Here is a 2252-nt window from a genome sequence, read left to right as displayed (position 1 = left end):
CGGTGGAGGGGCGACGGGGGGCTTCGTCGCCCCGGCGCAGGCCGGGGCCGCCATGTTGATCGGACTCACCTAGCAATTCAGTGTGTGCCACAGATCATCCCAGTTGGGATTGTGTTCGGAGATCAGTCGTAGTTTCCACGCTCGCTTCCAGTTCTTCAGCGCTTTTTCGCGGGCGATGGCGTCTTCGATGCGGTCGTGATGTTCGATCAGGACGAGGCGAGTGCAGTCCCATTTCTTTGCGAATTTGGAGCCAGTGCCGGTGCGGTGGGCGTGGAGGCGGGCGGGGAGGTCTGCGGTGACGCCGGTGTAGAGGATGCCGAAGGGGCGGTCGGTGACGATGTAGGTATAGCCGCCCGTTTCCATCGATTGCCTCCGGCGTGGATGAGGTCAGGATATGGGGCTGGGCTGGATTGTCGAGGGGGCTGTCGTCGCCCCGGCGCAGGCCGGGGCCGCGATGTGGCTTGGCGTGGTCCTGTCTAACCGGGCGGCCCCGGCCTGCGCCGGGGCGACGGGTAGGGCCGCTATATTGCGCGGGTTTCCCGTCGCCGCCTAGCGGCCCCGGCCTGCGCTGGGGCGACGGTAGTTTGGCGGGCGGCTTTGTCGAGGGGGTCGCTTTTGCCTCTGGCGGCCCCGGCCTGCGCCGGGGCAACGGAGAAGGCCGGGGCGACGGGTCAGGCTAGCAGCTTTTCCTTCGCGATCTTGTCGCGCCACACCAAAGGCGCAAGCTGGTGGACATTGTTGCCCTCGGCATCGACCGCGACGGTTACCGGGAAGTCCTGCACCTCAAATTCGTAGATCGCTTCCATGCCGAGATCCTCGAACCCGACCACCTTCGACCCCTTGATCGCGCGGGCGACGAGGTAGGCGGCGCCGCCGACGGCCATGAGGTAGGCGCTCTGGTGGTCGCGGATCGCTTCGGTCGCGGCGGGGCCGCGCTCCGCCTTGCCGACCATCGCGAGCAGGCCCTGCTCCAGCATCATGCGGGTGAACTTGTCCATGCGGGTCGCGGTGGTGGGGCCGGCGGGGCCGACCACTTCCTCGCCGACCGGATCGACCGGGCCGACATAATAGATGACGCGGCCCTTGAACGCGACGGGCAGTTCCTCACCGCGCGCGAGCATGTCGGCGATGCGCTTGTGCGCGGCGTCGCGGCCGGTGAGCATCTTGCCGTTGAGGAGCAGGCGGTCGCCCTGCTTCCAGCTCTGCACGATTTCGGGGGTCAGTGCGTCGAGATCGACGCGGATCGCGGCCTTGTCCGGCGTCCAGTTGACGTCGGGCCATTCGTCGAGCTTGGGCGCCTCGAGATAGGCCGGGCCGCTGCCGTCGAGCGTGAAATGCGCGTGGCGGGTGGCGGCGCAATTGGGGATCATCGCCACCGGCTTGCCCGCCGCGTGGCAGGGGGCGTCGAGGATCTTGACGTCGAGGATGGTGGCGAGGCCGCCCAGCCCCTGTGCGCCGATGCCGAGCGCATTGACCTTGTCGAAAATCTCGATGCGCAGCGCTTCGAGGTCGTTCTGGGGCCCGCGCTGCTTCAGGCTGGCCATGTCGATCTGTTCCATCAGCGCCTTCTTGGCGAGCAGGACGCAATGTTCCGCCGTGCCGCCGATGCCGATGCCGAGCATGCCGGGCGGGCACCAGCCGGCGCCCATCTGGGGCAGCATTTCGAGCACCCAGTCGACGATCGAGTCACTGGGGTTCATCATCTTGAACTTGGACTTGTTCTCGCTCCCGCCGCCCTTGGCCGCGACGTCGATATGCACCTTGTCGCCCGCGACCAGCTCGACATGCAGCACGCAGGGGGTGTTGTCGCGGGTGTTGCGGCGGGTGAAGGCCGGGTCGGCGAGGACCGAGGCGCGCAGCTTGTTTTCCGGGTGGAGATAGGCGCGGCGGACGCCTTCATCGACCACGTCCTGAAGGCTGCGGCTGGTGTCGTCGAGGCGGCAGTCCATGCCCCATTTGACGAAGACGTTGACGATGCCGGTGTCCTGACAGATCGGGCGATGCCCCTCTGCGCACATGCGGCTGTTGGTCAGGATCTGGGCAATCGCGTCCTTGGCGGCGGGGGACTGTTCGGCCTCATAGGCGACGCCCAGCGCGCGGATATAGTCCATCGGGTGATAGTAGCTGATGAACTGAAGCGCGTCGGCGACGCTGTCGATGAGGTCGTCGGTCTTGATCGTAACCATTGCCTGTCCCTGTCCACTTTTGTCCGCTCCTTTAGCGGATGACAGGCGGGTTTCCAGTCGCTAACC

The 2252-nt window shown here is 66.4% G+C and carries 2 protein-coding genes; both read right to left on the bottom strand.

What is annotated here, in order from left to right:
- Positions 1 to 69: 69 nt before the first annotated feature.
- Positions 70 to 363 (bottom strand): GIY-YIG nuclease family protein, encoded by a 294-nt coding sequence (locus AX681_RS07655; RefSeq protein WP_066659007.1) that lies wholly within the window; start codon positions 361 to 363, stop codon positions 70 to 72.
- Between the two features lie 308 nt (positions 364 to 671).
- Positions 672 to 2186, bottom strand: a complete 1515-nt coding sequence (locus AX681_RS07650; RefSeq protein ID WP_066659009.1) for a fumarate hydratase — start codon at positions 2184 to 2186, stop codon at positions 672 to 674.
- Positions 2187 to 2252 lie beyond the last annotated feature (66 nt).

The sequence above is a fragment of the Sphingomonas sp. CCH9-E2 genome (assembly GCF_001557215.1).
Classification (GTDB): domain Bacteria; phylum Pseudomonadota; class Alphaproteobacteria; order Sphingomonadales; family Sphingomonadaceae; genus Sphingomonas.
This window is presented reverse-complemented; position numbering and strand designations above follow the sequence as displayed.